Origin of the sequence: Rheinheimera maricola (genome assembly GCF_016918075.2) — a bacterium.
Lineage (GTDB): Bacteria > Pseudomonadota > Gammaproteobacteria > Enterobacterales > Alteromonadaceae > Alishewanella > Alishewanella maricola_A.
This window is the reverse complement of the sequence record NZ_JAERPS020000001.1, coordinates 919,855-943,272: the sequence shown is the minus strand read 5'-3', so window position 1 is coordinate 943,272 and position 23,418 is coordinate 919,855. Positions and strand designations below refer to the sequence as shown.

Annotated in this window: 23 protein-coding genes and 1 other annotated feature; all 23 genes read right to left on the bottom strand. The window is 51.9% G+C overall.

The window, feature by feature from the left end:
- Positions 1-46: 46 nt before the first annotated feature.
- Complete coding sequence (locus I4W93_RS04340; protein ID WP_205310604.1) at positions 47-433, bottom strand: hypothetical protein; 387 nt, start codon at positions 431-433, stop codon at positions 47-49.
- Complete coding sequence (locus tag I4W93_RS04335) at positions 430-897, bottom strand: hypothetical protein (protein WP_205310605.1); 468 nt, start codon at positions 895-897, stop codon at positions 430-432. The genes I4W93_RS04340 and I4W93_RS04335 overlap by 4 nt, the downstream gene beginning before the upstream one ends.
- On the bottom strand, positions 894-2,396 hold the full coding sequence (locus I4W93_RS04330; RefSeq protein WP_205310606.1) for a phage head spike fiber domain-containing protein: 1,503 nt from the start codon (positions 2,394-2,396) through the stop codon (positions 894-896). The genes I4W93_RS04335 and I4W93_RS04330 overlap by 4 nt, the downstream gene beginning before the upstream one ends.
- Positions 2,396-3,235 (bottom strand): hypothetical protein, encoded by an 840-nt coding sequence (locus I4W93_RS04325; protein ID WP_205310607.1) that lies wholly within the window; start codon positions 3,233-3,235, stop codon positions 2,396-2,398. Before I4W93_RS04325 ends, I4W93_RS04330 begins: the two co-directional genes overlap by 1 nt.
- Positions 3,232-4,656 (bottom strand): hypothetical protein, encoded by a 1,425-nt coding sequence (locus I4W93_RS04320; RefSeq protein ID WP_205310608.1) that lies wholly within the window; start codon positions 4,654-4,656, stop codon positions 3,232-3,234. The genes I4W93_RS04325 and I4W93_RS04320 overlap by 4 nt, the downstream gene beginning before the upstream one ends.
- On the bottom strand, positions 4,653-10,991 hold the full coding sequence (locus tag I4W93_RS04315) for a tape measure protein (protein WP_205310609.1): 6,339 nt from the start codon (positions 10,989-10,991) through the stop codon (positions 4,653-4,655). Before I4W93_RS04315 ends, I4W93_RS04320 begins: the two co-directional genes overlap by 4 nt.
- Positions 10,988-11,221, bottom strand: a complete 234-nt coding sequence (locus I4W93_RS04310) for a DUF1799 domain-containing protein (protein WP_224673288.1) — start codon at positions 11,219-11,221, stop codon at positions 10,988-10,990. The genes I4W93_RS04315 and I4W93_RS04310 overlap by 4 nt, the downstream gene beginning before the upstream one ends.
- Before the next feature lie 122 nt (positions 11,222-11,343).
- Positions 11,344-11,772, bottom strand: coding sequence for a hypothetical protein (locus I4W93_RS04305; protein WP_205310610.1), 429 nt, complete (start codon positions 11,770-11,772; stop codon positions 11,344-11,346).
- Between the two features lie 64 nt (positions 11,773-11,836).
- Positions 11,837-11,916 (bottom strand) — a sequence feature (23S ribosomal RNA rRNA prediction is too short).
- Entirely contained in the window at positions 11,912-12,853 is a 942-nt protein-coding gene (locus tag I4W93_RS04300; protein WP_205310611.1) for a phage tail tube protein, read from the bottom strand. (Overlaps the previous feature by 5 nt.)
- Positions 12,853-13,023: a hypothetical protein gene (locus I4W93_RS04295; protein ID WP_205310612.1), complete on the bottom strand. Its 171-nt coding sequence runs from the start codon at positions 13,021-13,023 to the stop codon at positions 12,853-12,855. The genes I4W93_RS04300 and I4W93_RS04295 overlap by 1 nt, the downstream gene beginning before the upstream one ends.
- A 2-nt stretch (positions 13,024-13,025) precedes the next feature.
- Positions 13,026-13,451, bottom strand: coding sequence for a phage tail terminator protein (locus I4W93_RS04290; RefSeq protein WP_037053661.1), 426 nt, complete (start codon positions 13,449-13,451; stop codon positions 13,026-13,028).
- Positions 13,451-13,954, bottom strand: a complete 504-nt coding sequence (locus I4W93_RS04285) for a gp436 family protein (protein WP_205310613.1) — start codon at positions 13,952-13,954, stop codon at positions 13,451-13,453. Before I4W93_RS04285 ends, I4W93_RS04290 begins: the two co-directional genes overlap by 1 nt.
- Before the next feature lie 2 nt (positions 13,955-13,956).
- Positions 13,957-14,280: an Acb2/Tad1 domain-containing protein gene (locus tag I4W93_RS04280; protein WP_027670085.1), complete on the bottom strand. Its 324-nt coding sequence runs from the start codon at positions 14,278-14,280 to the stop codon at positions 13,957-13,959.
- A 10-nt stretch (positions 14,281-14,290) separates the two neighbouring features.
- Positions 14,291-14,758, bottom strand: a complete 468-nt coding sequence (locus tag I4W93_RS04275) for a hypothetical protein (RefSeq protein WP_205310614.1) — start codon at positions 14,756-14,758, stop codon at positions 14,291-14,293.
- A gap of 67 nt (positions 14,759-14,825) precedes the next feature.
- Positions 14,826-15,761: a phage capsid protein gene (locus tag I4W93_RS04270; RefSeq protein WP_205310615.1), complete on the bottom strand. Its 936-nt coding sequence runs from the start codon at positions 15,759-15,761 to the stop codon at positions 14,826-14,828.
- A 38-nt stretch (positions 15,762-15,799) separates the two neighbouring features.
- Positions 15,800-16,174, bottom strand: coding sequence for a capsid cement protein (locus I4W93_RS04265; protein WP_205310616.1), 375 nt, complete (start codon positions 16,172-16,174; stop codon positions 15,800-15,802).
- Complete coding sequence (locus tag I4W93_RS04260; protein ID WP_205310617.1) at positions 16,171-17,286, bottom strand: hypothetical protein; 1,116 nt, start codon at positions 17,284-17,286, stop codon at positions 16,171-16,173. Before I4W93_RS04260 ends, I4W93_RS04265 begins: the two co-directional genes overlap by 4 nt.
- 183 nt (positions 17,287-17,469) lie before the next feature.
- Entirely contained in the window at positions 17,470-18,042 is a 573-nt protein-coding gene (locus tag I4W93_RS04255; RefSeq protein ID WP_205310618.1) for a phage virion morphogenesis protein, read from the bottom strand.
- Between the two features lie 91 nt (positions 18,043-18,133).
- Positions 18,134-19,378, bottom strand: coding sequence for a PBECR2 nuclease fold domain-containing protein (locus I4W93_RS04250; protein WP_205310619.1), 1,245 nt, complete (start codon positions 19,376-19,378; stop codon positions 18,134-18,136).
- Complete coding sequence (locus tag I4W93_RS04245) at positions 19,378-21,066, bottom strand: DUF935 domain-containing protein (protein WP_205310620.1); 1,689 nt, start codon at positions 21,064-21,066, stop codon at positions 19,378-19,380. The genes I4W93_RS04250 and I4W93_RS04245 overlap by 1 nt, the downstream gene beginning before the upstream one ends.
- Positions 21,066-22,529 (bottom strand): phage terminase large subunit family protein, encoded by a 1,464-nt coding sequence (locus tag I4W93_RS04240; protein ID WP_205310621.1) that lies wholly within the window; start codon positions 22,527-22,529, stop codon positions 21,066-21,068. The genes I4W93_RS04245 and I4W93_RS04240 overlap by 1 nt, the downstream gene beginning before the upstream one ends.
- Complete coding sequence (locus I4W93_RS04235; protein WP_205310622.1) at positions 22,526-23,101, bottom strand: phage protein Gp27 family protein; 576 nt, start codon at positions 23,099-23,101, stop codon at positions 22,526-22,528. The genes I4W93_RS04240 and I4W93_RS04235 overlap by 4 nt, the downstream gene beginning before the upstream one ends.
- A gap of 5 nt (positions 23,102-23,106) precedes the next feature.
- On the bottom strand, positions 23,107-23,418 hold the full coding sequence (locus I4W93_RS04230) for a hypothetical protein (protein ID WP_205310623.1): 312 nt from the start codon (positions 23,416-23,418) through the stop codon (positions 23,107-23,109).

Sequence of the window (23,418 nt, the reverse complement as noted above, 5' to 3'; positions counted from 1 at the left end):
AAAATTGATTCTTGCTCATAGTGAAAAAACTTTTCAAAATACACAATCACTCTAACAGCTTTTTGGCCTCGTCTACTGTTAGCTGAAGTTTGTAATATTTTGAAATGAATGAAGCTGCTTTGTCTATTGATAGACCGTGCTGTATTTGCTTCTTGTATGCTTTTACTTCGCACCACAGTCTGTATTTGCCGATCGCTGTATATGCCAAATCATGTGCCATCATTGCAGCCGGCAGTGCCACAGCTGCATTGGTAAGCAGCAAACCTAAAGTACCAACGATAACAAACAGAACGCAATACTGCTTGATGTGCTCAACTTCGTGGGCCCGCAGTCCTTTATCACATTTATAACGTCTCTCAATTATTGCGACGGGCAACATAGTCACTTTACGCCCAGCCGCAACACCGTTAATTTTATCAACGTAAAAAATCATAGCGCCTCCGCTGCTATAAAGGCATCGTCTAGTTGCTCGGGTGTTAGCCCAAGTGCAGCGGCAATACTAAGCAAGTAGGGGTTATTGCGATCAAAGTCTGTGGCATCCTGCCAATAGATTTCAGCCAGGCGCCTGGCTGTTGTGTCAGGTATCGATGCAATGGTCGGGTCGACATTATCTAGCAGGCCCATGAGCAGTAGCTGCTGCCTGGCCTGACGACGAGTGATAGAATGTGGCACCACTTTGGGTTGCATAAACAGCGGTTGATAGCCAGTATCAGGCGACCAATTTAACATTTGCTTCGCCTGGTCTTCATCAAGAAAAACATAATAATATGTATCGATACCTAAAAACTGCTCGCTAGGCGTTACTGGTAAGGCTATAAAAAAATCCATGCCTTGCAAAGGACGCGAAGAATTAATTCGGCAGCCACTTTGATCGGTGCTTATAACTCGTATTGTCATATTAACGTCCACTTGTTTTGAGATTCGGTGCTCAGTTTGTAGGGCCAAAATATACAGCGTCTACATCGAACTGCTTCTGGATTGGTGTTACTTGAAGTGATATTAATACGGCTTATAGGATATAAATGAGTTGCGTAAAGTTCTAAAAAATCTGCACTATCAACCTGATTTTTGCTTGTAACTCCGTTTAATGATATTGATAATTCGTTGCTCAAAGCATCAAACGACATAGCAAGTCTATTAATGCCTATCCTGAGGTCACTCTGATTCGTCGCAGGGACAGACGTTAGTATGCCGTCGGCTCCCCTTACTGCTACAGCAGCTGAAATGGTACCTTGAGAAGTTCTGCCAATCCTAATAGCCGCCCCACGTACTGAGGTATTGGCAGCGTCAGCCAGGCGACATATGGCTGCAAAAGTATCGACCGGAAAATCGTAAACTATAAATTCACCGTAGATCGTAAAACTGCCTCTGTGAGTCACTGGTAGAGAATGCTTATCTGATGAAGTCGCTAAAGAAGTAGTGTCAGTGATTATAGGAGGACCTGCAATTGGCCCCTCTACTAGATCAACTGTAAAAATTTCAATACCACTAACACCGTCACCTTGGTATGAGTTCACTCCATCTTTTGACAAATAGAGATTAACGCCACCACTGCCACCGACGGAACCGAACTGAGCAGTTAAGGAAAATTCGATAAAGCCATCATATAATTGGGTAGCCTTACCCTGACCGTCAATTACGGTAGAATCAAGCAAGTTAACTCTGGAAGATTTGGACTCTAGCCAGTTAATTGTAGATGATGTTTGCAATGATAATTGTTGGCGCTCTGCTGCTTTTGCTACCACCACAATTGTGTATACTTTATTAGCTTCTAATAAAACATTTTGCGTTATACAGTGCACGCCAAAAGCCGAGGATTCATTGATTTTCCAGATTTTTGCACCTTCTATCAATGGCGTTGCAATTAACTCAGATGTTGTAACTCCGCTCTTAACCCATTGAGGGTTTGCAAAATTATTAGATTTTATTAGTTTATTAACCCTAGCAGCTGCTGACTTAAGTCCTATTATCTCACGTGATACAGGGTCCACCTCAATGATGGGAGTATGTGAGGGGATGTTTTCAAATCCTAACAAACCGTTACTTATAGCAGGCGTATCCCTTACTGTTTGCATCAGTTCGCTAAGTTGATTGCTATTTACACCGGCTCCAGCCACATAAGCAAAATAGAGCCCGTGCTGAAAATCTAAGCTAATAGATGGAGTTTCAATGGTTAGCAAATTAAGTTGTCGCAATATCGGCGTCACATCAGCATCAGCCAACGCTTGCTGTGCGGCATCACTGAACTGTTCAGCAGTAGTAGCCGCATCGATCTGGTTGTTATACGCCTCAACAGCCGTTTTACAGGCACTTGCCAAGCTGTTCATTTTACTTTGAAACACACTTCCCTGGTCTTGCGTCTCAAGGACAACGTTTGGTACGGGTAATTTTTGCATTAGCATTCCTCCACGCTAAGTGGCGCTTTGTTATTGTTGAAAGCTGAATTGGTAATAACCGGCTGCTGTTTGAACTTGGCCGCAAATGAGTTTTCCACTTCTTTTTGGCCGCCTTGCTCCGGGAACAGGCTGATAAAAAAGTCACGGCTGGTACCGGCGTAACGCAGGGCTTTTATCAAGTTTGCGCGGTCGCCTTCATCTATATAATCCAGCGAAAACTGGCTAGTGCGCCACGTGGGCGATTGCGTTGTAAACAGTGAACCATCGTCCGTACGCAGTTGCTGTGCATTACTACCAATCTGCCACTGGCGGCCATAGCTGAAATTCACAGCAGGCTCAAAATGGCGGCCCATATAAATACGTGTAGCATCGAGCTGGCCGGTGGTGTTTAACGGGTCTTTAATGGTGATTTTATAGCTTGCCGCGAAAACTGCGGCAAACCACATCTGGCTATATCGCACCGCCCAATCATCCAGCGCGCTGGCCACTACTGGCTGAATACGCCAATCCCAGTCACCGAAGCTAATTTGCTGCACTGCTGGAATGTCGCTGCTGTCATAGACAACTGTGCCGGTTTGGTTTGCACTGGCGTAAAGTTGCAGGCGAATGGTTGCGGCGTTGGTCAAGTTATGCCGCCACAGTACAAACGCACTAATCAACTGGATGTCAGCAAAGTTTCCCTGTAGCACTGAATTGGCCACCGTTAGGCTGCGCCAGATTCGGCTGTTGTTATACGCTTGCATGTTGGTTGCAGGCAGGCTTGCAACCGCTGTACCCACGCTTTGCGCAACGGTACCGCTATCAAACTCATTTATGATCACCATGCGCACATTACTCATTGCCAAAACTCCACTCTCACTACGCCTTTTAGCGGGTTTTCCGCCAGTTTTGTTATAACTGCATCGCTGCCGTTAACGCCGGGGGTTTGTAATGTCGCGCCATCGCCTAGTTGCCACTGCAGCGGCGCGGCCAGTTGTTGTGTCTCGTACACGTAACGCGGCAAAGCACTCAGCGCCATGCGGCGGCTGGCTTCGGCATTTGCATCAGTGTTACTTACTATTAAAGTGCTAACGGTCAGCGTTTGCGCGTCTGCATAGGCTGCCAATACTGCTGGGGCCGATTGCGTTACTGTTAGCTCTTCACTGGCCAGACGCTTTGCAACGTCTGGCGTGTTTTCATAGATGCTGGCAGCAATGGTATTTAATGGTGTCCAGTTGCGGGCATAGCCCAGGGTTAACTCGTGCAGCGGTGCTATGCGCCGGCGCGGCTGGCGGCTGGCGAACAGGTTTTGGTCGTCGGTAATGGCGGCAGTTTGTGTTACTGGCACACCGTTAAATGCCCGGCATGTAAACTGGCCCAGGCGGTCAAATAACCAGTAGCCGCCCACGCTGGCACAAATGTCGTCCAGCGCAGCGCTTAATTGGGTGTCGTCAGTTAAATATAGCCCCAGCTGATAGCCTGGCAAACCGCTAATATCAGCAGTAATGCCAACCCGGCTGCACAAGTAGCTGATAATTTGTGTTGAGGTTTGCAACCAAGTGCCGGCTATCTTTGCACCGTCTACATCCATCGTTACATCGCCAATCGGAAACACGCTAAACGTAATGGTACCGGCGGCTAAATTCACTGTGTAATCTGCCGGCGCGACAACATCACCGTTAAAACGCACGGCGGTTACCGCCTGGCTTGCTACGCTGTTAAACATATAAATGTGGCTGCCGGCATCTATCAACTGCGGGCTAATGTTGTAGCAGCGGCCTAAGCACAGCGGTTTCAGCTCGCCATTTGCCGCGCCGGAAGTGTGTCGGCTGGTTAATACTGGTTGCTGTAGTACTTTAGCCAGGTCTTTAAACTTAATTCTTATACTGCTGGTTTCTGGCCAAACGCTGTCACAAACACCGGTAATCACCTGCCGGAATTCGGCTTTTGGCCAGGCTTTATCTCCCAGGTAAATACGTATTGCCTGGCCCGCAACATTGGCCGCGGCTAACCAATCAGTTGCCGGTATACTTACCAGCTCAACATCAGCTGTACGGCTTGAGCTGGCACCGGTGAAAATCTCAGCCAGGCTGCGCTCAAAATCCAAACCACCAAGCACGAATGGATCATACGCAGTATGCGCCGGGCTATCTGTGCCGGCACTAACAAAGGCGGCGCTGCTAAAATATGCCGTTTTCAATGTGCCTGCATCGATATAATCCAGCTCAACCAGCACGCATCGATACAGCCCAGGCGTAGCTAACCACTGCTCATATGTCATGCTATCGACCTCTTCTGATCAAGCTGCTCGTTTGATAAATCAATCACCTCACGGCCAAAGCGCTCTGTCACCACTGTCAGCTGTGCCATCTGTTGGTTTTGTTGCTCCTGTAAGAACTGCTGACGCTCGGCGATTTGCGCCGTTTGCTGCCGCTGCTGTTGCAGCTCATCATGAATATTTCGCAGCAGTGGCAAAGGATCCGGATAGGCCGGTTGCACTGCATTAATCGAACCGTTGATAAGTGGATCCCAAATTTCAATTGGGAACGTAATTGGCGGTACCGTGACAACAATTTCAGGTTGCTGACGGTACTGAGCTAACTCATCGCGGATGTCGCTTAAAATCGGATTAGGATCAGGATAAATCCCATCCGGCGGCCGCTTGATAATGGAGTCAATCAGTTCAGGCGGAAATACAACCGGCGGTACCACAATTTCTGGCACGTTTACCACCACATCAGGGGTTTGTGCCGGCGTTTCGCGTATTGCGCCGCTAATGTCGGTACCCATCTGATAAAGTGCATCTATCTGCTCTTGCAGCTTGGCAACAACACGATCAGTTTCTACCGGCATCAGGTCTGTCAGTTCTGCCAGGCTGGTTTCAAACGAGGCCGTTATAGCTGCAGAGTCCTGCGCAAACTGGGCCTTTAATGCCTCAACACCGGCTGCATATTCAGTATTTGCCAGCGTTTGCAGGCCGGCCACAGTCGACTGCAGTGCTGCAAGCTCGCTAATCGCGGCCTGGGCAAGCACAATTTGCTGTTGCTCCAGCGCTGCCAGCTCATCTTGCAGCTGCTGCATTTGGGCATTTACTGCGGCAGTATTGGCGTTATAGGTGCTTTCTAACGCGGTTAAATCGTTATGCAACGTGTTCGCAGCCGTGGCTTCCAGGGCTTGAGTAAACTGCTGCAGCTGGGCAAGCTCTGCCAGGGCCGCCTGCGCCAGGCTAATTTGCTCCTGCTCATATCGCGTTGTATCCGCGTGCGGCCGGGGTGCTGTTGGCTCGGTAGCTGTTGTACCGCCCAGCTGGTCAAACAAACCGGTAATGTAGTCAAATGCGCCCTGGTAGCTGGCGGGGTTAAAATCCCGTGCCAACTCTAAATAACGCTGCCCCAGCTGCTGCACATCACTATACGCGTTGGCATCCCCGCTAAGCGCCGCACGCATTGCATCTTGCAGTTGGCTTTGGGTTTCGCGTAGCCGCTCGCCTGTGGTAAGTGGCGATAAATCACCAATTTGCAGCGCTGCAGCCGCATCGCGCAGCGCCTCTGCAGCCTTAGCTAATTCACGGTACGTACTTAACGCTGTGTTGTATTGGTCTAGCTGCAGTTGGTACTGCTCATCAGCCACTTGCTGCACTTGCTCCAGCTGCTGCAGTTCAGCGTTGTAACGCGCTTGTATTGCTTGCTGCAGTTCACTGACTAACATTAACTGGCTATCAATATCACCGCTGCCTAACTGGCCGCGTAAGCTGCCGACCAGGCTGGCGTAATAGCCGGCTGCATCGGCACCGGGCATTGATAGCCGTATCTGCGTTGCTGTTTGGGCCACGCCCTTAGCCGCGCCGGCAATACGGTCGACAACCTGGTCAAACGCATCACGCAGTGCATTGCCCGCGCTTTCAAAATCACTTTGTAGTGTGTTTAGCTCAGACGCCAGCGCATCATAACGGCCTTGCGCTGCGCTTTGCAGTTCGCGGTTTGCCGCCAACTCAGCGTTATAGCGTGCCTGAATAGCCTGCTGCAGTTCGCCGGCTTTGCTTAACTGCTCATCAATGCTGCCGCTGCCTACACCGCCAGCTAATTCTGATACCCGGCCACGTAAAAACGCTACGTTATCAAAACCCGGTAGCGTCTGCTGAATACTGCTAATGGTGCCGGCTATGGTGCTAACCATGCCGTTTATGGCATTAGTTTGCTGCTGCAGCGTGCTTTGCAATGCGCCACTGGCGCGCTCGTAGTCGGTAACTAAGCGTGTCATGGCGGTGTTTGCAGTGTCGATCGCTTGCTGCAGGGTCTTTTCAGCCAGGTTCTCTTTGCGCCTGGCGTAAATAGATGTTAACAGGCCAGTATCCGCGCCCAGCTCTTCGGCTTCTTTTATAGCGTTCTGGTACCACTCGTTTAAATCGTCTATCGCAAGCTGTAACGGGCTCATATCAAAGCGTGCTAGCTCAGATAAATTACCCGCGTTATACGCTGCGCGTTGCTCTGCAAGTTTCCGCTCAGCCTCGGCGGCTTTATCTGCTGCCTCGGTTTGGCGCTCCATCGCTTTAAAGTACTCATCCAGGCCCGGCACCAGCGCCATCAGCGCTGCGTATAGCGCCTGGCCCGCCTCAGTGGTTAAATCAATGCCGTCAATAATGGCTCTAAACCCATCACGGCTGGCTGGCAACGCAACACCCAAATCAGCAAATACAGAGCTTAGCGAGCTGCTTAAATACGCAAACTGCTCAGACTCATCATAGAAGCTTGCAAAGTACTGTGACGTCGCATCGCGGAATTCGTCAATGCCACCCATCAGCTCAATGATTGACTGCGCTATGGCAATCTGGGTTTCAGCAGCCACATCACCAAAGCGGCTTAAACCCAGCCCCAGCGCATCCAGCTGAGCGTTAAATACAGCCTGCTCTTGCGCAACGCGGATAAGCGTCTCGTATAGCCCTTCGCCCATTTGCTGATACTCGCCAATGGCCGGCACCAGGTATTGCACCATCAAATCGGCCTGGGCACTAAAAATGGCTTCCAGCTCGGCCTGTATCTCATCGCCGCTCAGGTCTTTAAAGCTTAGCGCCGGCAAGTCGATAACAAAGTTTTCTAAAAGCTTGGTGGTATCTAGCCCAAGCATATCCACGGCAGCAGTAATAGAGTTACCAATAGAAGAGAAGATGCGGCCAAACTCCGTTTCCAGGGCATTGTCTAGCGCAGTGTATTCGGTGCTTTGTTTGGTTTTTTTACTCAGGCCCCACAGCTTACGCTTGGTTGTTTCAACAACATTGTAATAGCTACCTTCAACCAGGCCAGTGGCTAATATGTCGCCCAGCTCTTGCGCATCAAAGCTAATGCCGCTATCGATCAGCTTTTTGGTGGTTTTGCTAATGCCGCCAATAATGCTCCCGGCAATATCCGATAACGCGCCGCCCAGCAACTTGTCAATTGCACCGACAATACCACCGCTTAGTTGATCTAACTTATGGGTAAAATCAATAAACGCTTGGTTACCGAAGCGCTTGACGGTGCCCAATTCGCCGCCGTAGTTATCTTCGTTAAACTTGCCGTAATTGCCCACAAGCGACACAGCCAGGTTAGCAATGCCAGCAGACAACGATTTAATATTGGCATTAATCTCACGCAGTTCTACATACTGATCTAACTCCAGCGACTCGATGCGTTCCAGTGCATTTGCTATAGATTCAGATTTAGCGTCTGAATCGCCAAATACCGTGCCGGTACCTTGGCTTGCTTGTCTATCGGCAGCGCTGGGAACACTGGCAGAACTGCCACCACTAAATACGCCGAGGCCCGCCATAATCGCTATCATTGCGGCACCGGCAGCAAAGTTCAGCGGAAACGGGGCACTAAATGCACTGGTGATAGCCGTTAACGCATTGGCACCGGCTTTTTGCATCGACATTGCAATTTCAGCAACACCAAACGCCATTTCTAGCTTATGCAGCGCTTCACGTTCTTTGCTTTGCTCGCCAAACATCTGGCTGGCAGCACCTGACAAGGCGGAGAATTGCCCCAGCTGCGCCTGGAAGTTTTCTTTTGATAATCTAGCTTCAGTGCGCTGAATATTCAGCAGTTCTGTCGCTCGTTTTGGGTCGTTTTCAGATAGTGCCTGGGCGGCTTTCTTCTTTTTGCTCAGTTCATCCAGCTGTTTGTTATAGCTAAGCTGGGCGGCAGTCATGCTATTTATTTGCTGCGCCACGCTACCAAACGCCTGGGTAAGTGCATCACCAAATGTCTGGCCAGCGCTGCTAAGGGCCGTCATATCATCTAGTGCCTGGCTAAAAGCACCACTGGCTATTTCTTCGCTGGTTGTGATCTGTTCTGTTAGCTGCTGCCGCAAACGCAGTTCGGCTTCAATCGCTTCCAGCACAGCAGGATCGGCACCTTTTAATGCTGCCAACGCCTTTTGAATTTCATACTCTTTTTCACCCTGGGCCAGGCGCACCATCAGCAGATCGTTTTCTTTGGTCAGGGCTTCCAGCGTGGTTTTGTCAGCAGCCAGCGCCTGCTTTTGCTGCAGTATGGTCAGTTCTGCCTGCAGCGCAGTGAGTCTGGCCGGATCTGCGCCGGTAAACTGTGCCAGGGCTTTTTGAATTTCAAACTCTTGTTGGCCCTTGGCCAAGCGAATATCGAGCAACGCTATTTGCTGGGTCAGTTCTTTACTGTAAGTGCCAATGTCTAAGTTCGCTTTGGCGGTTTTGGCTTCAGCGGCAAATCGTTTAATGGCAGCTGCAGCATCGTCTGGCAGTTTTGCAGCAGCGATAAACTCGGCTTTAAACAGCTCCAGATCAATGCCATCTAGCGACGCGCCGTAAGCATCCACTGCAGTAGCATTAAGCAACTGGGCGTTGTACACACCCAGCAGGGCTTTCTCTAATTCTTTGTTCTCTTCAGTAGGCAGTTTGGGTTTTGCGTCAACAGGATCAGGTCCACCGCTAGCATCTTTTACTGCTTTTATTGCTTTAGCTGCTTGTTCAGCAGCCGCTTTGTTGTCGGCGTATACACCCGCCAGTTTAATCCATTCTTGAATACGCTCAGGTGATACACCAGCTTCAGCACCAACACGCTCTAAAATTGGCGTTAAATCTTCACCAGCAGCTTTAGCATCACGCAGTTGATTAGCCAGACTCAGTGATTCACCAAAACTGACTGATGCTCTCATTACACCAGTGTAGCGCCCCAACAAGTCATCAAATGCTTTGTTTGCTTTAGAAACTGCCTCGTTTTCCGCATCACCCCATTTAATCAAAGCTGCGGCTTTTTGGTCATTATTGAATGCTTTAAACTTTTTAATTAATGAATCAAACGGTTGCTCTAGCTCCTGCAAAGAGGCTTTAACGTCATCAGCCGAAGAGCTGAACGATAAGAATGAGACAGCTGCCACACCAGCCATTAACGCTAAACCAACCGGGCCACCTAAAACACCCAACAGGCTTCTGGCAACAGTAGTATGTGCCGCTTGCGCTATTGTTAATTTTTTAACCGCTGCTTCATGTGCAACAGTGGCGGCCATCACTCTGGCGCTGCCAGTAGCGTACGTCGACTGAGCGGTAACCTGCGCCAGTGTAGCTTGTGTTTGGATAACCTGTGCTTGTGCCAGGCGCAGTTCCTGTGCTGCTGCTATTTGCTTCTCACGGTAACTGATAACAGTGGCTTTCGTGGCGATAACAGTTCGAGCGGTGTACAACGTTAATGCACCAATTGCAGCACCGCCGACCACGTTTATCAGAGCCTGAAAATTCTCAGCAAGGTAGCCGATACCGTCTGCAACATCTGCAGTGATACCTTTGGCTTCATTTTGCCAGCCGATGTATTCACTGAAAACGGTATTAAATGACTGCAACGCATCGCGCACGGTTGTCGGCATGGCTTCAACGGCCTTACGATTTTCTTCGTAGCTCAGTAACAGCGCATTGGTTAGGTCGGTAATACTTAGCTTGCCAGTTACACCGAGTTGGCGAATTTCGGTGCCGGTTTTACCTGTTGCTGCAGTAATGTTATCCAACACAGTCGGCATTACGCTAAAAATGCTTTGCCAGGCGTCAGCGTCAATTTTGCCGGCCTGAATTGATTTTGCCAGAGCGGCTTGTGCACTTGATGCCCGGTCAGAGTTCGCCGCGTTTATGACCAGCTGCGAACTAAAGCTGTCGACAATATCAATGCTCTGGCCAAGCTGGTAGCCCATATCACGCAGAATAGGCGACATTTGAATAAAGCTTTCTTTGGTTTCGTTAATAGCCCGGAAGGTGTCATTAGCAGAGCTAATCATGCGCTGCTGCACATAGGCATATTCGTCGGTGTCTTCTGTTGCTTTACGTATACGTGCCGCGTACTGGCCCCATTCGTCACCTTTATCGATCAATTGCATGGCTGAAAAACTGCCGATAACCAACGCGGCAGTGCTTTTCAGGGTGTTCATGTAGCCGTTTAACGCATTAGCACCGCCCGCGGCATCATCAAAGCCTTTTTTAGCGGCGGTACCGGCCGCGCCGGTGTTAACCAGTTCTTTATTGGTCGTGCCTGCAGCCTGGCCGATGTGCGTCAGCTCTTTTACAACAATCTGGCCGCCTTCGGTGGTCAGTTTAATGGCTAACGCTAAATCACTCATTTGCTTTGCTCACTCCACACTGTTAAACAGGCGCGTTCCATAACCGCCAAGCCTTGCCATACATCACTCTGCAGGTGCAGCGGCAGCTCAACATAATCAGGTATTTTTGATATCCGTACATCAACAGCCTGATAGTTCAAGCCCACTCGAACGCCAGCCATGCCGGCATAGTTCCACTGGGTAGCGCAGGTAAAAAACAGGCTGACAATTAACTGGTTGGCCGGCTGAATGTCGGGTATCGCCGCTTGCTGCTTTGCTACCCGTTCAACTACTTCAGCCGGCGCGCCGGCGGCCTGCAGTGCTTCTGCACAGCGCTGGCCGTTTTTGGCGCTACCGCCAGCCCACCACTGCGCTACTTCTGTAAGTTTTTTTCCAGTACATCCGCGCTACGTGCGGCTTCAAAGGTTTTGCGCACGGCATCGCGCACTTCGCGGCTGTTTAACAACACCTTGATGTTTTCAGGGGTGTTAGCCAGCGGCTGGTCGTTGTCGTCGGTCACCGGAAAATCCTGCCCTGGTAATGGCTCAAAACCCACAAAGCACTGTTCCAGGCGCTTGGCTTCAACACCAATCATGCCAACGTGATCACCGCTATTGCGCAGCTCTTTTAACTTGTCCATGTCAGCCTGGGCATCGCTTACCGGTACCGCACGGAAATGGCCAATAAACCGGGCTGTGGCATAAACGGTTTCACCGTCTTTATTTAACTCGTCGGTTGGGAATACCACAGCAACCTGGGCTTTAAACAACTTTGCCGCCAGAGCGGACGCTTTAATTTTCATAATGTAAAACTCTCTTTCAAAAAAGGGTGGCGGCATCCTTGCCGGAATGAAACACGGTATTGCTGCTAACTCAGCCAGTGAGCTATTACGCTTTCTTTAAAGGATGGCTGCTTACAAGCCAACCTCCTGGCTATCACTGTCAGCGGAACGTAATTTCAAAGTCGTTATCACGTTCAGTTGGCACCACATCCAACACACAACGTAAATGGCTAATGCCATCCACTATCGTGGGGGTAATGCTGTTCAGCTGCAGGTTGGGGACAGCCAGCTCAAAGATATGGCCAGCATCCACCACGTCCTGGCCAATCTGGTACGCCAGGGCGCCGAACGTTGAAAGCTTTTCCCACCAGTTAAAGTCTGCCAGTAGCGGCTCTTCAAAGGTGATCTCAACTTGTGGCATCCGCGCAACAATCTGCACGCTTTCGTCATTGGTAACACTGCGGTACACCACGTTGTTGCCCAGGCGGAATACTAAATCAGACATATTCACGTTCTGGCCAAACAACTGCATGGTGGTAATAGATACCGGATCGGTTTTCATCGGCGTAGTAAACGCAGAATAATCACAGTTCTGGAATGCACCGGCCTGGGTTGGGTCAACAAACAAGCCAATCAGGTTATTGAAAGTAAATTTCGGCAACGCACTGGTGCCCAGGTTTACTTCCATATTGCAGCGGGCGCCCACAATAGGGTGTTTAATTTTGCCGCGGTAAACATGCAGCGTTGCGCTGTCATGGTCGGTTGATACCGGCGTGTACACCACTTTTTCAGCGGCGGTGATCGTGGCTTTTAACCCTGCAGCTTGCAGCAGTGGTGCAATGGCCGGCGGCGTATCTACTGCGCCACTGCCAGCCACATAGGCCGTTAAGGTGCCGGTAATACGCTTGTTGCGCTGAATGCTGCCTTTGCTACCACCGCGCCCGGCATCAAACTCCAGCGCTTCCTGGTCGCCGTCTAACAGCGTCATGTCAGCTTTAACACGCATAGCATTAGCCGCAGCCGTGGGGGCAGCGTCGGTACCATAAGTGGTTTCAACGGCTGCAAGTACGCAGGTATCTTGTTCAAAAATACGCTCGCCCATTAGTTTTTCTCCTGGTGCGCTTTAGCACGGGCCGCGCGGCGTGCCGCCAGGTGCCCATTCTTGCTGTTGTCAGTTTTAACAACCGGTGCCGTTTTTTTCGGCTCAGTTGTTACGCGGGTTTCTGTTACAGCAGCGGCGCTGGCCTCTGCCTGTTCAGTTCTCTTGGTCATTTTCAGGCTCCGTTTACAAAGTAAGTGGTTTCAAACACATCAATCCAAAGCAGGGTGTTTTCGTCGTAGTCCATTACATCGCCTTGCACCCAAGCACAGGCGAAAAACTCGCGGCTTTGCGGGCCCCAGCCAACCAGCGCAGCACGCGCTGCTTTAACCAGGGTTCTTGCGTCATCCAGTTGCTGCTCGCCGTTGCCACTGCGGTAGTTACGCACGGCGGTAATTACGCCAAACACGGCGGTCGCTTGTTGCACATCACGCGCGGTTTTATCCTGGCTGCCACGTTCTTCTGCCAGCACCACATACGCGCTAGGCGTACGAAAATCGCTTAGCGACCGCACTGCTGCGTAATCTGCTGCCCCCTCTACCGTTTGATACATGGGCACCGCATCGCGCAAGCGTTGTTCTATCAGAGTGGTATCCAGCATCAGTAATCCTTTAACGCGTCACGAAACGTCGTGCTACCCTGGGTAAACTCCGGCTCACCGGCACCCGTGGTAACCACCGCATCATCGCCGCCCAGGCTAAACTTGCCTTCGGCCGTCAACTGCAATAACCGCTGCGCGTCTTTGTAGTCGCGCGTAATGGTGTCTTTGTCGTCGGCCTTTAATCTGTCCTGGTGCAAAAAGTACCGGGTAATAGCCCGGCACCAGGTGGTAACAATGCCCGGTACCGGGTTAAGCGGCAGGTAACCACGGCGGCCAAGAAAGCCGTCTATCATCGCTACGGCATCAGCAATGGCGTCGTTAATGCGCGCCAGGGCTGCATCAGCAACAGCGATTTCATCAGCAGGCCAGGCGCTGCGGTCTGCACCGTTTAGCGTGGCCAGCATTAAATCGGTATTCACTACCCGCGATTGCGCCGGTGTGGCCACTTGGGCAAGTTCCTGTGCACCAGGGCGGGCGGCTAACTGCGTTAAGCTGATGTACATGGTTAAAATCCACCCGGCTGCGCAATGGCACGAATAACGGCCATTACACCGGTTTGCAAATCAGTGCGGCCAATGTTCAACCAGCGGCCTGGCTGCGCCGCTTCAATGCGTGCCAGTTCGGCTTTGCCAGTATCGCAATCAGTACCTTCAGGGCCAGCGCTTACGCGCTCAGCATCAAGGCGCTGCGCGGCCAGGTAGGTTTCAACTTTATTAAGCAAGGCGCCAAACTCCTGGCCTTTCGCTTTAACCAGATTCATTAACTGGGCTTCTTCGTCATTTAACTGACGATACCCGGTTATTTTTGGCTGTATTAACTGCTCGGCCATGATCAGCTCCTTACTTTGGTTTGCTATCGGTTTTAGCCGGCGCTTTAGCGGTCGCGGCTTTCAGTTCAGCGCTCACCCGGGTAACTTCTGCCTCTGCAGCAATTTGGGCTTCTGCAGCTGCTTTGGCCGCTTCTTCGGCTTGCAGCCTGGCAGCTTCCAGCGCTGCCATTGCTTCTTCCCTTGCTTCAACATCCTTTTGCAGGGTTGCGATCTGCTCGTGTAACGTGCCGACAAAACCAGACAGCTCTTCTAACTGCTGTTGCTTCAGTTGCAGCAGTTCTTCAAGCTCGGCTGTGGCATCACCTTCGCCACTGGCCAGCAGCTTTTGCTGGGCATCTGCGGGCAGCGCAATAACGTGACTTGTTAACAATGGCGCAGCTTCTTGCTCAGTCAGCAGTACTGAGCCGCCTGCAGTTACTCGCTCGTTGTTATGGTCCAATCGCTGGCCTGGCAGCACCACAAAGTTAATCTTTTCCATTTCGTTCTCCTGCAGGCGGCGAAACGCCGCCCGCTATATAGCTGTTGTAGTAGTCGGTTTAGTCGGTTTATCCGGCTACTGCGTTTTCAAAGAAATAGCCCAAATCAGGTGCGGTAATCAGCTCTTTAACCTGTTCACCCACGCGCACCATCTGGCCACCTTTCAAGCCAATATTACGGTCATATTCGCTGCCCGAAATACGCGAGCCGAACTGGCCAGTAAAGCCGAAAGTAGTACCGCTGTTAGCATCTGCCAGGCGATCACGGTAAATAAAGGAAGCGTGGCTACCCCATACCCGTGCCAGGCTCACCGCTTGCCCAGGGCGGGCAATATTTAACCGGGCTTCGCCCACCATAATGGCTTCCAGCTCTAACATGTCTGCAAGGAACTGCAGCGGCACCATGCCGTCGTCGCCCAGCGTGCCGTTAAAGGCTTTAACAATTTTGGGGTGACGGCGCAGCATGGTGGAGGTACGCCGGCCAAATATGCCTATGTTCGGGCGCATTACGCAGTCATCCAGCGCATCGGTAATAACCGGCAGTGGGCTGCTGTCCGGGTGGCTCCATTGACTTGTACCGCTTAGCGTAACTTTGTTGTTGGAGCCGTAGCTGGCACTGTTAAATACCAGCTGACTGGCGCGCACTTCGCGGTCTAACAAAATCAGGTTAGTAGTTTGTTCGGTCGCTTTGGCTAAAGGGTCATAGCCAGGCATACTTTTGGCGTTATCAATATCTTTTTGCGGTACCGGTGCATCTAGTCCGTAATCTTTGGTACTGGCAGTTTCTTCAGTAGCGCTAAACTCTACCTGGTTAACCCGGCCTTTACGGCTTACCTGGGTATCGGGCACAGTAAAACCGTCAGCCAGGTTATGCTTTAAGTACTTAAACTCTTCAGCTGAAACTGGCACGCGAGGCAGTACTTCGTCGGCAATTAACCGCATATTGCGATAGGCAATAGCAATGGCCGTTAATACCGGGTTGGTTGGAAATGGTGCTTTACTCATAACTTGTTGCTCCTAAAATGCCTGGGGCATTGCTGGTATTAAGCCGGGATAAAACCAGGCACTACGTTGACAGAGCCAATGTCGCCAACCACACCTGCTACTTCTGCATAGCCAATGGTGTAGGTATTAGCGCCGACCGGAAAGGTAACCGCGATAGCGCGGCCATCGGCATCAGACGTTAGCAAAGCGCCATCCGTCACCGTACCGCCGTATTCCACCGGCGTAAGACCGCTGCGCACAACGTCCATTACTTCACCGGCATCGGCGTCAATGTCAGTACTAACACCCAGCATCGGTGCAACAGCGCTGGCAGCCTGCACGGCAGAGCCGTTTGCGGTACCGGTTTTAACAATGCGCCGCTTGGCAATCGCTGCCTGTGCACGACGCGGGGTAATTAAGCCTGGAATATTCATTGTTTTGCTCCGTTTACATGCTTAACAGCATCCGTAGCGCTAACTGTCACGCCCTTAGCTGCCATTTCTGCCTGGTACTGGCCAGCCGCTTTTGCCATGGCTGTTGCGTCATTGGCAAAATCTGCTGTGCCGGCATCGGCGCCGCGTTCTGAAAAATCTACCCGCACAGGCAGCGCCTGCAGGAACCCTTTAAACCACTCGCCAGCTGGCGTTTTAACGTCGCCATCAGCAGCCGCAAACGACACCGTTTCGCTATCGTTCACGCTGGCCATAAACGACACCATGGCGTCTTTCTCTGCCGGCAATAACTTACCGGCTACTACCTGGCTTTCGCAGAAGCAGGCCAGTTCTTCACGCCTGGCTTTAGCTTCAGCGGTTTTAATGGCCAGTTCACGCTGGGCCAGCTTGGCTTCACGCGCAGCAAAATCAGCGGCCTGCTGCTCTTGTTTAGCTTTTTCGTTAGGGTCCACGTTGGGTACCTCCGGTTGTTGTTGCGGGGCAGCAAACCCCGGTGATGGTTCTTCCGCAATAAATTCACGTTCACGCTGGTTTTCCAAACCCTGCACCACGTAATCAGGCAAGGCCCGGTCTGCTTCTTCGGCGCCGAATTTTTCGAGCATCCAGTCGCGCATGCCGCGGGCCAGCCGACTTAACGACCAGAGCACTTCTAAATCGCTGGCGGCAAACTCAATGGTTACAACGTCGTCATCTGCGGCAAATTGCGCCATCTTCAGCCCTGGCACAGCTGGAGCTGCCGCACCCAAAAAGCCAACATGGCGCAAGTACCATTTGCCTGGCGTAGGGTTGGCCGGATTGTCGGGAGTGAAGAAGCTGGAGGATATTTTGGGGAACCGCTTGTTATTGACCATTTCAGCGAACTGCGGCTCTACGTCCATCGGTTCGGCTTGTAAAATGGTTTTGTCCAGGCTAAGGCTTTTTACCAGCCCATAAGCCGGCGCATCCATTCCAGGGTGGCCGATAACCAGTGGCGCAGCAAACACGGCAGGATCGTACTCACGAATCACTTCGTTAATAATGCTATCGCCATCCCATTCCCGGCCCTGGCTGTCTGTGCGCTTACCGGATTTAAAAATTTCTAGCAGTTTTGGCATGGTGGCCTCTGGTTCCTAATTAACAATTCAGGTTTCAGAGGTCAGCGTAAGATTTTCTTGATCCAGTGTCTTTTGAACGGGGGCTAAACTTTTAAATACCGCTTAAAGGCATTTATAAACGTTTACAAGCTGGGTGTAGGGGGTGCTGTCACACCGTGACAGCACACAAGCGCTTAAAATGGCTTACAGCGCGTTTCTGGCAGCCACAGCATTTTGCAGGTAGCGTTGCGTTTTTTGCAGTATTGTCGCCTCGTCGGCTTTGCTGGTACCCAACCAGGGGCGGGCTGGTATGCGAATAGTGTACGGCCCCACATTTACCGTCTGCACAAAGTTGCTTTTTTTCTTTTTCACAAAGCGGTTGCCCACACTGCCATCTTTGCCCTGGCGAAAGTACAGGTCGCGCTGGTTGGCCTTGCGTTTTATGTCGCCACCAAACTGATGTATGGCACCATACTGGCTGTTGGTACCAAACTCTAGCCCTTTATCGTCATACTGGCCGCGCAGTGTACCCTGCAAGAACCCGCGAAAAGTAAGGATTTTATCCGCGTTACGTCGCTTGGTTTTGGCGTAGCGTGGCGACAAAGCCTGCCAGGCGACGCCATCAGGTGACACCTGCTGCTTAAACCTGGCACGGTGCGCTTGCAGCAAGTACTCGTTAATTACGCCAAACAACGGTGCCGGGTGTTCAATGGTTTGAATAAGCCCGGCCAGCTTGGGGCCAATGTCTGATGTGATTACTGCCTTTACGCCTGCCATGATCTTTCCTATAATTACTTTGCTGGTGTGGGTCTGTTCCCGACAATATAGGACCACCAACTACACCGGTTCCGCCAGTGTCGGCTGGCGGTCACTCCCTTCGGTAAACTCTTACACCCACGCGCAAATCATTAATATCGGTATCCGGGTTAAACGTAGTAATACCTGACCAACCATCTTTACCCCACTCAAATACCGCCAAGGCCGGTAAGCTTTGCCCCGGCAAAGCAAAGCGTGCAATGTAACGCCGACGCACTACGGTTTTGCCACTGGCGTTGTGGTACTCCATGCGAATCCAAATTTCATCAGGCTGTTTAATGGCCTCTGCCATCAGGGGTAAATACTGGCCGCGCTCGCGCTTATCGGCTTTTAGGGTGCCGGTTTTACGGGTGGTGAATAGCTCGCTGCCCATTACCAGCGCGCTGCCTAATACGTCTTTAAATACTGCAGGCTGCTGCAGCGTAGCACCAAACTCTGCCAAAAATGCGCTGGCATAATCGGCCTCGGGCAAACCTTTTGGCAATAGCCTTTCTGCAGGCACGTTGCGGGCCGCAGGCAAGGCGTCAGTGGCTCTGGCATTTGGTAGCCCTGGCCCGCCGGTAGCGCCGTCAATTGCTGGCTCTGGCCGCTCTGGTGGTATGGCACTTTGCAGCCGGCTTTGCCCTGGCGCATGTTCAAAGCTCGGATCGATACCGGCAGGTACCTGTACTTCAAACGGGCCACCGGGGCTGCGCTTCCCAATCAGCTGGGTTTGCAGCTTTATCGCCGGTGCTTTATCCGGGCCAGTTTTGCCCTGGGCGCGCAAATCATCTTCAGTTAAGCCCTCAACATAGCATTGGCAGCCCCAGCCATTGGGCGGGTAATGGCTGCTCCACCACGGATCATCGGCACGTAATACCAAGCCATCCCACGCCTGGTGTTCTGGCCGTGGGTCTTCTACCGCGTCACTGTGCCGGTACCGCCAGTAAGGCAGCGCGGCTGTTTGTGCCTGCAACTGCTCATAGCGGCCGGCGTTATAGCTGCTAAACAGGTTGGTTTCGTAAATTACCCGGCTACGCCATTCGCGGCCGCCGTTATAGTCCCAGCCGTACTTGGCCACAATGCGGTCAAAGTCTTTACGGAACTGCTCCAGCGTAGTGCCATCGGCTATGGCTTTATCAACTGCAGTTCTAAAATCTGCCAGCAAGTCATCCCGGTTCGCGCCGGCGACAACAAACGCATAGTCATGCTCGCGGTTATAGATATCCGTCCAGCTGGTAGTGGGTATGTTCAGCTTTTTGCGAAAGAACGCCAGCTGCTCTTCGAATGGCACAGAGCCGTAACTAACGCTGGCCATTAGTTGGTACCCGACACAACGTTGTCGCGCCCAGCCAGGTTAGCGGCAACTGTGGCATTGGCCAGCGCATCAGCGTATTGCTCCAGTGACATATCCGGGTAAGCCGTTAACAGCTTGTCGCGTAGGTCTTCCATGTTGCTGGCACTGTTGGCCAACTCCCGGATCTGGTTTATCCATACGTTAGTAGCTGGTGCCAGAGTTGTGCGGGTTTGTTCCAACATTTGCTGAGGTACCGGTGCATCAACTGGCGCAACCATCGCTGCGAACTCTGCAAAGCTGGCATTGCCGCCCAGCAGGCGTTCTATCTGATCTGGCTGTATGGCTGGGAACCCGGCTTCAATAAGCGCCCTGGCACGGTTGCGGTCCAGCTCGCCAGTTTGCACCTGGGCAATCACATCGCTAAGCGATTTAATCTGTGCACCGTTAAGCGCCGTTTGCTGCACTGACTCAACAGCAGGCGCCGCGGCTACAGGATCTGGCGCTGCCGCAGGGCTACCCGTTGCGGCCAGCGGTACATTATCAATTGCCGGCTTTTCTTCCCAGCCATCGCCGTAGTTTTCTTGCACGTACTGCAACGTAGGTTTAAAGCCCATATCGAATACTTTTTTATCACGATCAGCGCGCTTGGCAGTGTCTTCGTCTGGCTCAACTTTTCGATAAACACGCGGCGGTACCGCACCAGGGAAATTCCATTCAGTAAGCCATTTTCCCATGCCACGGTTGAAGCTTTCACAAATCAAATCAGCATCGGCTTTTATCAGGTCAATACGTACATCGCTTTGTAGCTCGTCGTTACCCAGCTTACCGGGCGTGCCTTGGGTGCTCGCTGTTTGCCCCAGTATTACTTTGGCAATGGCGGCGTCCATCCTGTCATATAGCGATACATAATCGGCGGTGCCACTGCGTTTTGCTTCCAGTAACTCTATGATCATGCCTTCCGGTATACTCACGCCACTGTCGGTGGATATGGCTGCCAGTGCCTGCAGCAGCTTTTTCTTTTCTTCCGGGGTGGCATTCGGGCCATAGGTGCCTTTGGCTGTGGGTTGGCCAAACTTTTCTAAAAACAGCAGCCAGTACTTTAAGCCGTTGCGTTTAAAAAAGGCCGGCCAGTATAGCCAGTGGCCAAGGCCAACCCCATACGGTTCGTCGTCGTGATCCGCGCCGGTGCTAAAAGCCCAGAATTTACGATCGGGCATCAGCTCGCCTTTCGGGTTAGCCTGGGTTTTCATGCGCAGGCGGCCCATGCCGTCAAAGCCAAAGCGGCGCCGATCACGTACTTTAATGTCGGCCAGGGCAATAGTATTGCCATCACGGGCATACATGCCTTCAGCCACGGCAAAGCCATAATGCACGCCATACAGCATCATGCCGGTGGCTCTGTCCCAGCCCACGTTCTGTAGCTGCTCTTTCATGTAATCGGCTGCAGCCTTTTCTTTGCGGCCAGTGCCGCCAGCCTCAACGTGCCATTCTTTACCTACCACCGCCAGGCGGCGCTGGCCAAAGCAGGCCGCTACCTGATCATCGCGCAGCACTTCGCTATACACCTTGTAATCGCCACCGCCGCGCAGCTGCAGCACGCTGTCGGTGCTTTGCATAATTTCCAGCGGATCAAGGTAGCCGCGGGTAATGTCTTTACCGTCGGCCGTGCTGGCAATCTCGTTTAATTCTGGTTTTGTGCTGTCGGCCATTAATCGTACCCTCTGTAATCGCTACTGCCAGAGACAATGCCAAAGCCTTTGTCAGTGTGTATTTGTGTTGTGTTTTCGCCCAGAGCGCTCAGGCTTTGCCGGCGGCCAGTCGACTGAAAATCAATAGGTGCACTGGGTTGGCTGGCAGCATGTATTGCCAGGCCCAATGCCCAAAAGTGATCGGCGTGGCCGTCCACTGTGCGCTCTGCCGCAAAGCGGATATTGCCGGCCGCGGTTACTTGCTTGGTTACCTGGCGCAGGTCTGAGCGTATTTTGGGGTCGTGCGGAATGCGTAGTTTGCGATCTTCCATCGCGCCACGTATTGGGTAAGCCAGAGCTTCTTTTACTTTTGGTGTAAAGGTAACGGCTTCAACGCGGTTAAGGCCAAAGTAGTCCTGGGCATCATCTGCCCAGCCAATACCCAAACCGGTGGCATCAATGCAAATACGGTCACAACGCTGCAGCCAGGGCCACATAATGGCCTCCTGGTCACTCTTACGCATGTTCTGCATGCGCTCTATGTGCCGGGTGTAAAACACATCGCCCAACTGCTCTACAATCCACAGCACGGTTAAATCTTTCTTACGGCCAATATCGATACCGGCATACAGCCTGCCGCCCTCCAGCGCTTTCCAGTCGGCATGTGAGGGGTATTCGCTTGATGCAATAAGGTCATATTCCAAAAATGCCACATCGTCGTCAGCAGGGTTGCACATGTATTCCTGCTGAAACGACTCTTCATCAGCACAGCCAGAGCGGACAAAATCAAAATACGCTGCTTCGTCCATCGCCTGGCGTTCGTCGTCACCTGGCAGCATTTGCTGCAGCTTAAACAAAAAACCCTGGTCTAACGCGTCTTGCAGTGTCACCCGGTGCAGGCTAATGCCTTTGGGGTTGCCGTTCTCGCGCACTTCGCGTACCAACTGGTTAAAAAAGTTGTGGCTGCCGCGGTGGGTAGAAATGACTTCCATATTGCCGCCCCAGGTGATACCAGGATAAGCGATAGACCATAATTTACGCGGGTCTGGGTGCAGCGCAAATTCGTCCAGGATACGGCCACCGCGTTTACCAGCCTGTGCATCCGGGTTGCTGGACATACTATGGATACGTTTGCCGCTGGCGAACTGCAGCACGTAGGCGGATATTCTGTCTTTGGGGTCTATGACCAGTTCACCTAAATCTTTTGCGGCCAGGTTCATAATACCTGCCCACATTTTGCAGTCTTCAACAAATAAGCGCGCCTGCAAGTCGTCGCGGCTGCTTACCCATTGATCATGCTTTGCACCTGCAGCTGCTGTGCGCTCGTTTGCTGCATAGGCCGTTGACCAGGACAAACCAATCTGGCGTGACTTTTCCATCAGCTTTAGCCGGCTGTTATCTGTTATCCACTTAGATTGAAACGGCAAAAATATCCCGGCTGTATTAGCCGGAATACACTTAGCGTTGCCCCTGCGTTTCGTCATGAGGCAATCCCTAAAGCTTCCCGAATGGCCGCACGGGTTTCATCTGTAACGCCACCCTTGGTTTCCATGGCTGACAACCGGGCTTTCTGCTCATCCAGCAGCAACTTGCGCCCGCGTTCTTCTGCCTCAACCTGGTACTTCTTCAGCGTTACGCTACTGCGGGTTAGCGTGGCGATGTTTTTAGCAGCGTCGGCCAACAGGCCCACACGCTCGGCCGGCGTCATTTCTTCGTTGCTGACGTCCTGCAGATTCATAATGGATTCAAACAGCTCAGACTGGATCATGGCCGTAAGTGCCTCTGAGCGGGCATCTTCCTTATCGCCTGCCTGGTCGCGGATAATCTTAGCCGCTTCAGTACTGGCACGTATTGCAGCCAGGCGCCGTTCCAGCTTCTGGCCGTAGCGGCCGACAGCACTGCGGCTCGGTAAGTCGCCAGCGGCGGCTTCCTCCGGAAACTGCTGTTGCAGGTCGGCAATCAGCTCGTCCAATGTCAGTTTGTTATCCGCCAGCTTGCCATGGATGTAGGCTTTAACCACATCTGGCAGGCGGTCTATTGACGATTTACGTGCCATAGCAATCACCAATACTTAGCTGGGCGGGCAATGCCTGGTGCACAGTCAATGGTGTACTCAGCAATGTCGGTACCATAGCGGGTAAGGTCAGCAAACCAGCGGCCTGACGGCTCTTTACGCAAGATAATTAGCTTACGATCTTCCAGGTAATCCAGTTCCCGGCGTATTTCCAGCGCTGTCGCGTCTGGGTATTCGGACTGTGCTACAGACAAGATTGGGCCTTCAAAAGCACCAATAGGCCGGGCGTTGTTAAGGGTTAACAACACCAGCCAGCGCAGACTTTCACGGCGTATTTTAGCGGTATCAATTTGCGACAT

What these genes read in the sequence shown, in the direction of transcription:
- I4W93_RS04305 (WP_205310610.1), bottom strand. Translation starts at nt 11,772, where the DNA reads ATGAAAATTAAAGCGTCCGCTCTGGCGGCAAAGTTGTTTAAAGCCCAG.
- I4W93_RS04325 (WP_205310607.1), bottom strand. Translation starts at nt 3,235, where the DNA reads ATGAGTAATGTGCGCATGGTGATCATAAATGAGTTTGATAGCGGTACC.
- I4W93_RS04320 (WP_205310608.1), bottom strand. Translation starts at nt 4,656, where the DNA reads ATGACATATGAGCAGTGGTTAGCTACGCCTGGGCTGTATCGATGCGTG.
- I4W93_RS04235 (WP_205310622.1), bottom strand. Translation starts at nt 23,101, where the DNA reads ATGGCACGTAAATCGTCAATAGACCGCCTGCCAGATGTGGTTAAAGCC.
- I4W93_RS04290 (WP_037053661.1), bottom strand. Translation starts at nt 13,451, where the DNA reads ATGCTGGATACCACTCTGATAGAACAACGCTTGCGCGATGCGGTGCCC.
- I4W93_RS04260 (WP_205310617.1), bottom strand. Translation starts at nt 17,286, where the DNA reads ATGCCAAAACTGCTAGAAATTTTTAAATCCGGTAAGCGCACAGACAGC.
- I4W93_RS04295 (WP_205310612.1), bottom strand. Translation starts at nt 13,023, where the DNA reads ATGACCAAGAGAACTGAACAGGCAGAGGCCAGCGCCGCTGCTGTAACA.
- I4W93_RS04255 (WP_205310618.1), bottom strand. Translation starts at nt 18,042, where the DNA reads ATGGCAGGCGTAAAGGCAGTAATCACATCAGACATTGGCCCCAAGCTG.
- I4W93_RS04275 (WP_205310614.1), bottom strand. Translation starts at nt 14,758, where the DNA reads ATGGAAAAGATTAACTTTGTGGTGCTGCCAGGCCAGCGATTGGACCAT.
- I4W93_RS04250 (WP_205310619.1), bottom strand. Translation starts at nt 19,378, where the DNA reads ATGGCCAGCGTTAGTTACGGCTCTGTGCCATTCGAAGAGCAGCTGGCG.
- I4W93_RS04335 (WP_205310605.1), bottom strand. Translation starts at nt 897, where the DNA reads ATGACAATACGAGTTATAAGCACCGATCAAAGTGGCTGCCGAATTAAT.
- I4W93_RS04270 (WP_205310615.1), bottom strand. Translation starts at nt 15,761, where the DNA reads ATGAGTAAAGCACCATTTCCAACCAACCCGGTATTAACGGCCATTGCT.
- I4W93_RS04240 (WP_205310621.1), bottom strand. Translation starts at nt 22,529, where the DNA reads ATGACGAAACGCAGGGGCAACGCTAAGTGTATTCCGGCTAATACAGCC.
- I4W93_RS04340 (WP_205310604.1), bottom strand. Translation starts at nt 433, where the DNA reads ATGATTTTTTACGTTGATAAAATTAACGGTGTTGCGGCTGGGCGTAAA.
- I4W93_RS04315 (WP_205310609.1), bottom strand. Translation starts at nt 10,991, where the DNA reads ATGAGTGATTTAGCGTTAGCCATTAAACTGACCACCGAAGGCGGCCAG.
- I4W93_RS04265 (WP_205310616.1), bottom strand. Translation starts at nt 16,174, where the DNA reads ATGAATATTCCAGGCTTAATTACCCCGCGTCGTGCACAGGCAGCGATT.
- I4W93_RS04245 (WP_205310620.1), bottom strand. Translation starts at nt 21,066, where the DNA reads ATGGCCGACAGCACAAAACCAGAATTAAACGAGATTGCCAGCACGGCC.
- I4W93_RS04330 (WP_205310606.1), bottom strand. Translation starts at nt 2,396, where the DNA reads ATGCAAAAATTACCCGTACCAAACGTTGTCCTTGAGACGCAAGACCAG.
- I4W93_RS04300 (WP_205310611.1), bottom strand. Translation starts at nt 12,853, where the DNA reads ATGGGCGAGCGTATTTTTGAACAAGATACCTGCGTACTTGCAGCCGTT.
- I4W93_RS04285 (WP_205310613.1), bottom strand. Translation starts at nt 13,954, where the DNA reads ATGTACATCAGCTTAACGCAGTTAGCCGCCCGCCCTGGTGCACAGGAA.
- I4W93_RS04280 (WP_027670085.1), bottom strand. Translation starts at nt 14,280, where the DNA reads ATGGCCGAGCAGTTAATACAGCCAAAAATAACCGGGTATCGTCAGTTA.
- I4W93_RS04230 (WP_205310623.1), bottom strand. Translation starts at nt 23,418, where the DNA reads ATGTCGCAAATTGATACCGCTAAAATACGCCGTGAAAGTCTGCGCTGG.